The organism is Bacillus sp. JJ1503, from assembly GCF_036965125.1.
Lineage (GTDB): Bacteria > Bacillota > Bacilli > Bacillales > Cytobacillaceae > Cytobacillus.
In genome coordinates this window covers 1-6,656 of record NZ_JBALOZ010000300.1, presented here as the reverse complement: position 1 = coordinate 6,656, position 6,656 = coordinate 1, and the positions used below count along the sequence as shown (strand labels likewise).

General features: G+C 34.5%; 6 protein-coding genes. 4 read left to right on the top strand and 2 right to left on the bottom strand.

Translation table 11 applies throughout. The annotated features are described in order from the left end of the window. From V7149_RS20755 to corA, 3 genes are all read left to right on the top strand, one after another. A partial coding sequence (locus V7149_RS20755; protein ID WP_335347495.1) for a DHH family phosphoesterase occupies positions 1 to 1,003 on the top strand: 1,003 nt, incomplete at its 5' end. A gap of 94 nt (positions 1,004 to 1,097) precedes the next feature. Then, positions 1,098 to 1,979 carry a GNAT family N-acetyltransferase gene (locus tag V7149_RS20750; RefSeq protein WP_335347494.1) on the top strand — a complete coding sequence of 294 codons (882 nt, stop codon included), beginning with the start codon at positions 1,098 to 1,100 and terminating at the stop codon, positions 1,977 to 1,979. Positions 1,980 to 2,089: 110 nt separating this feature from the next. Continuing rightward, positions 2,090 to 3,031, top strand: coding sequence for a magnesium/cobalt transporter CorA (gene corA, locus V7149_RS20745; RefSeq protein WP_335347493.1), 942 nt, complete (start codon positions 2,090 to 2,092; stop codon positions 3,029 to 3,031). Positions 3,032 to 3,258: 227 nt separating this feature from the next. Here the strand turns inward: corA and V7149_RS20740 are convergent, their stop codons facing one another. Then, complete coding sequence (locus tag V7149_RS20740) at positions 3,259 to 3,975, bottom strand: NAD-dependent protein deacylase (protein ID WP_335347492.1); 717 nt, start codon at positions 3,973 to 3,975, stop codon at positions 3,259 to 3,261. A gap of 24 nt (positions 3,976 to 3,999) precedes the next feature. Next, complete coding sequence (locus V7149_RS20735; protein ID WP_335347491.1) at positions 4,000 to 4,449, bottom strand: SRPBCC family protein; 450 nt, start codon at positions 4,447 to 4,449, stop codon at positions 4,000 to 4,002. Between the two features lie 204 nt (positions 4,450 to 4,653). Between V7149_RS20735 and htpG the strand changes: the two genes are divergently transcribed. Continuing rightward, a complete protein-coding gene (htpG, locus tag V7149_RS20730) occupies positions 4,654 to 6,534 on the top strand; it encodes a molecular chaperone HtpG (RefSeq protein ID WP_335347490.1) in 1,881 nt (626 codons plus the stop codon). Positions 6,535 to 6,656 lie beyond the last annotated feature (122 nt).

Here is a 6,656-nt window from a genome sequence, read left to right as displayed (position 1 = left end):
AAGTAAAGAAAATGAAGGTAGACTTGATGAGTTTTACCACTCGGGCGGGAAGTTACAGCTGCTGGATCATCATAAAACGTCTCTGCATTACAACGATTATGATTGGGGGCATGTCATTGTTGAGGCTGAAGAAGGAAAGTTAACTTCTGCTACATCCTTACTTTATGAATATCTTGTTTCCAAGCAGTTGTTAAACCGATCGGAAGCTATTACTGAATTTGTGGAGCTTGTCAGGCAATATGATACGTGGGAATGGGAAAAGAATAATAATCAGCAGGCTCAGCGGCTGAATGCACTTTTTTTTCTAGTTTCTATTGAGGAATTTGAAGAAAAAATGATTAGCCGGCTCAAAACAAGTGATCATTTTCGTTTTGATGAGTTTGAACAAAAGATTCTTGATATGGAAGAAGTTAAGATTGAACGCTACATACGCCGGAAAAGGCGAGAGTTGGTCCAAACGAAAATTGGAAAATATTTTGCCGGCATTGTTTATGCAGAATCTTACCATTCCGAGCTGGGAAATGAATTAGGAAAAGAATATCCCCATCTTGATTATATTGCGATCATAAATATCGGAGGAAAACGTCTTGGATTCAGAACGATCCATGATCATGTAGATGTTTCTGAAGTGGCTGGACAATATGGTGGAGGCGGTCATGCAAAAGCATCGGGCTGTTCTTTAACTGACAAGGCTTACCGACAGTTTGCTGCAGAGACATTTCAATTAGAGCCACTAAGAGAGGATTCGAAGCAGAATCGCTATAATGTGAAACAATCCCCTTTTGGAACTCTTTATCAAAATCGAACGGAAGATTTATTCCTTTTATATACAAACGATGATCAAATATGGAGTATTGAACATAATAATAAAAAAATGAATCAGAACTATTCAAGCTTTGAAGAAGCCGAAAGTTACTTAAAAAGAAATTATGCAGCCTGGCTTGTAAGAGATGATATATTTGTTGATTATTTGATGAAAGAAGTGAAAAAGAAAGACTTATAAGAAAAAACAGGATACTATAAAATGGAAAATAAGAATTAGGGATTTTTCCTATTCTTTTTTCTTTTGAGTAATACTGTAGGAAAGAGGAAATTCTTTGAAAGATCTAGTATTTGTAAAAGATTATCAAGCTAATGATCAGCTAAGAAAAAGTTTTTTCAATTTGGCTGTTGAGGTGTTCGGAATAAACTTTGACAGCTGGTATGAAAACGGATTTTGGACGGAAAAGTATATCCCTTACTCATTCGCAGATGGTGATCAAATTGTTGCAAATGTATCGATTAATCGCATCGAGTTGATTATTAATGGTGAAAGAAAAAGAGCTCTTCAAATTGGTACGGTTATGACCCATCCAGATTATCGCAATCGAGGGCTTTCGGGAAATTTAATGAACCAAATTTTAAAAGAATACAAGAATGAATATGATTATATGTATTTATTAGCTAATCATACTGTTTTAAATTTTTATCCTAAGTTCGGTTTTCGTCCTGTTCAAGAGGTGTTATATTCAATGGAGTTTACAAATGCACATTTTGAACAGGCCAGAATGCGCAACTTGGATGGAAATAATCAAGATGATCTCCAATTTATCTATCACTTCGCAACTGACAGAGATTCTGTTTCTCAAAAATTTGGAACAATCAACACATCAGAACTCCTGATGTTTTACTGTTTAAATGTCTTTCATAATGATATTTATTATCTGGAAGATGAGAATATTATACTGATCTATCAACAAGAAGATAACGAGATACATATTTTTGACATTATTAGCAAAAAAGAAATACAGATTGAAGAGATACTTTCAAAAATAACAAAGAAGGGTACATTTAAAATTGTTTTTCACTATACTCCAGATTATCAGAGAATACATTTTGATAGGGAAATTTTTAAAGGAAGTGAAGTGCTTTTTGTTAGGGACGCCGAACACAATAATTTTCCGGAAAACATTAAGCATCCAATAATATCTCAAGCATAAAAAATGTTGCAATAGGTGTCCGAGGTATTCTCTGATCATTTTGACATGAGTATAGGCATGTTTAATCCACATCCAGAGCAAACTATTCGTGTTAGGAGGATTTTATCCGTATGATCCGTTCTTTTTCGATAACGAGTGACTTTCAGCTTGCAGAGAATCTGCCCATTGAGCAATTATTTCAAGACGATATAAAATGGTTTTGGATAGACTTTGAATCTCCAACTGAAGAAGAAACGAATCTTCTTAAAACCCATTTTAACTTCCATCCATTAGCGATAGATGATTGCTTGCATTTACTGCAACGGCCGAAGCTTGATTACTATGAGGGTTATGATTTTTATGTCATCCACACATTAAATCAGCATACCCTTCTGCCAGAAGAAGTGGATGTGTTTGTAGGAAAAAATTTTATCGTCACCTTTCATTTAACTCCTTCGTCTGAAATAACTATCGTAAGACAAAAGTTATTAGCGAATGATTTACATTATAAAAAAGGAGCTTTACATTTATTTTATCAATTGATGGATAAAATAGTTGATGAGTATTTTCCGGCCGTTTATAAAATCGAGGATGAGCTAAACGAGATTGAATTAAAAGATGCCAAGAAAGATTTAATGAATGATGTATTTGAAATACGAAGCCAATTGTTAAAGCTTCGAAGGACAATTTTTCCAATGCGTGAATTATTATATCGAATATTAAATTCTGAAAGGGTTATTATTCCAAAGGATGAGAGAATGTATTTCATGGATATTTATGATCATTTGCTCAAACTTTCGGAAATGATAGAGTCTAATCGTGAAATGACGAATGATATTCGAGACAGTTATATCTCACTAAATTCAGACCGAATGAATAATATCATGAAAACCCTGACAGTAATGTCTTCCATTTTTATTCCATTAACTTTTATTGCCAGCATCTATGGGATGAACTTCGAATACATGCCAGAACTTACATGGAAATGGGGCTATTTCGGGATACTTGGTGTTATGCTGTTGGTGGGTTCTACCTTGCTTTTTGTTCTATGGCGAATGGGCTGGTTTAAATAAGATGTATTAATAATAAAAATCGGCATCGAATGACATTAATCAAAGTTAGGGCTGTTTTGTTTATAAAATGAACAGCCCTTTGACTTTTCTAAACTTATTTAATTAGATAAATATAATAATTAGAACATCTGAAGGTTCATTGATTTTACCTCTTCAGGTTGAAAAACGATCACAAAAGAATAGGCAATGGAATGGTTTTCACCAATCACATTTGATCATTATTTCGGTCAATTCTTCAATTCTCCATCAAGTTCACTCAGCCACATTCCTATTTTCTTGCTATTTATGACCTCATCAGCATAAAAATCAAAATCTGTAGGCTCCATATTCACAATGACTAATTTTGCCCCATTTTCTTTTGCAATCAATGGAAATTGATTAGCTGGTGAAACCGTTAGGGAAGAGCCAAGAACGATAAACAGCTCCGCCTTCTCCGCTTCCACCAGAGCAAGTTGAAATGCAGCTTCAGGCAATGATTCGCCGAATAATACTATGGATGGACGCAGCAACCCGCCGCATCGGCAAGAATAGGCTTCATTTATGTATTCCCCGCTGCTATATTTTTTCCCGCAAGACTGGCAGTGTAATTGCTGTAATGTGCCGTGAAGCTCAGCAACTTTCTTGTTCCCTGCGAGCTGGTGAAAACCATCGACATTCTGAGTAATAATTGATTGAATGATCCCGCGTTTTTCCCAATCAGCTAATATATAATGTCCTTTATGCGGCTGATACTCTTTTACCCCAAGTACTCGCTCACGATAAAAATCAATGAATTCGTCTACATTATCATTGAGTGATTTTACGCTGGCAATCTTTTTCGGATCTTTCTTGTTCCACATTCCTTCTTTAGAAGACCGGAAATCAGGCAATCCACTTTCGGTTGACATCCCTGCCCCTGAAAAAACCACTGTATATTTAGATTCCTTTAACCAAAGATTAATCAATTTTCCCACTGCCTCCTTTAACTATTAAGCTTCAGATTCAGCGATTTGCTTGACCCTATCCGAAAATTCTACTACTACCTTCTTGTTTGATAGTAGCAATAGTAATTTGACAAACCATTTTAATGGTCGATTGGTAGCTGTGTATTTAAATAAAGTTTTTTCATCACTAATATGAATTAATTCATAAAAAGCTGTTATGTCGAACATGTTTGCCAATACGAATCCTACTTTTAGCTTTTTATACGTAGGTGAGTCCAAATACTCTAAAGTTTTAACATCATACTCTTCGATTCGATTACCTTCTTTATACTTTTGACGGTAAACACTTCCGACCCTTTCATCCGTAATCTTTATTGGTGTGTGTTCAACTACATTTGGCATTATTTTTTGCATATTCTCCAATGAGCCATTAAGGAGATTCCATATTCTTTCGATAGGGGCGTCTATTTCCACCTCATGTGTCCATTGTTTCATCTTTAGCAAACTCTCCTTTATATAAAATATAGAAAAATCTTCTAATTACGTTTGTATTATTTATTTTACCATGAATTGAAGATAGTTCAATTGACAAGAAAAAGAGGATATGGTATTTAATTGTTAGTGGTTTAGCACTCTGATAGGAAGAGTGCTAATTTGGCTATTCATATCAGATGTAAAGTATTGGAAGGAGAGGGCATAATGGAAAAAATACAATTTCAAGCAGAATCGAAAAGGCTCTTAGAAATGATGATCAACTCTATCTATTCTCAAAAGGAAGTATTCTTGCGAGAGTTGATTTCAAATGCAAGTGATGCAATTGACAAAATATATTACAAAGCACTAACAGATGAAAATTTAAGCTTTAACAAAGAAGACTACTACATAAAAGTTGTTCCTAATAAAGAGAATCGAACTTTAACTATTTTTGATACCGGGATCGGAATGACGAAGGAAGAATTAGAAACCAATCTCGGGATCATTGCCAAAAGTGGTTCTTTAGCTTTTAAAAAAGAAAATGAACTTAAAGATGGCCATGATATTATTGGTCAATTCGGAGTTGGATTTTATGCTGCCTTTATGGTCGCAGATGTTGTAACTGTTATTAGTAAAGCTTTAGGCAGTGATCAAGCATACAGGTGGGAATCCGAAGGTGCGGATGGATACACAATCGTCCCAAGTGAAAAAGAACAGGTAGGCACTGAAATTATTTTAAAAATAAAAGAAAATCATGAAGAAGATACTTATGATGAGTATCTTGATGAATATCACTTAAAAGCTATTATTAAAAAATACTCTGATTTTATTCGCTACCCGATCAAAATGGATATTACAGGAAAAAGAGTAAAAGAAGGCAGTGACAATGAATTAGAAGATTATACAGAAGAACAAATTATTAATAGCATGGTTCCGATCTGGAGAAAGAACAAGAATGAATTAACCGAAGATGATTACACCTCTTTTTATCACGAAAAACATTATGGATTTGACAAGCCGCTGAAGCACATTCACATCAGTGCTGACGGTGCCATCAGATATAATGCGATTCTGTACATTCCAGAGAAAATACCTTTTGATTATTATTCTAAAGAATATGATAAGGGGTTAGAATTATATTCCAATGGCGTATTAATCATGAATAAATGCGCAGATTTACTTCCAGACTATTTTGGGTTTGTTAAAGGAATGGTGGACTCTGAGGATTTATCACTGAATATTTCGAGAGAGATCTTGCAGCATGATCGTCAGTTAAAGCTCATTGCGAAAAACATAAATAAAAAGATTAAAAGCGATCTGCAAAGCTTGCTGAAAAATGAAAGAGAAAAATACGAAACGTTTTATCAATCTTTTGGCAAACAGTTAAAGTTTGGCGTATATAGTGATTTTGGAACGCATAAAGAGGTTTTACAAGATTTATTAATGTTCTATTCTTCAAAGGAAAAGAAGTTAGTTACATTAGATGAATATGTATCCAGAATGCCTGAAGACCAAAAATATATCTATTATGCATCTGGAGAATCGAACGAGAGAATTGCCAAGCTCCCACAAGCAGAGTTAGTGGCAGAAAAGGGCTATGAAATCCTATACTTCACTGATGATATTGATGAGTTTGCTATAAAAATGCTTATGACCTATAAAGAGAAAGAGTTTAGGTCTGTGTCGAGCGCAGATTTAGGCATTGACGAGAATGAAAATAATCAAGATGCGGATAAGGAAGTAAATGAAAATAAAGAACTCTTTGACTATATGAAAGAGATCTTATCTGGAAAAGTAAAGGATGTTAGAGTTTCAAAAAGATTAAGAACTCACCCCGTTTGTTTATCATCCGATGGGGAAGTAACCATAGAAATGGAAAAAATCCTTAATTCTATGCCAGATAATCAAAATGTTAAAGCGGATAAGGTTTTAGAAATTAATATGAATCATGAGGTATTCCAATCATTACAGTCGGCATTTGAAAGGGATAAAGAGAAATTAACTTTATACACAAACCTTCTTTATAATCAGGCACTTTTAATCGAAGGGCTCCCAATCCAGGATCCTGTCGAATTTACGAATGATATTTGTAAAGTAATGGTTTAAACTAAAGAGTTGCTACGGCAACTCTTTTTTGCCCAATCATATGACAGTTCGATGTAAAAAAGAGGCTAGAAATGTCACCAAAGAAAAGTTTGATGACTATTCAAAGTGAAAAAAGGGGGAAG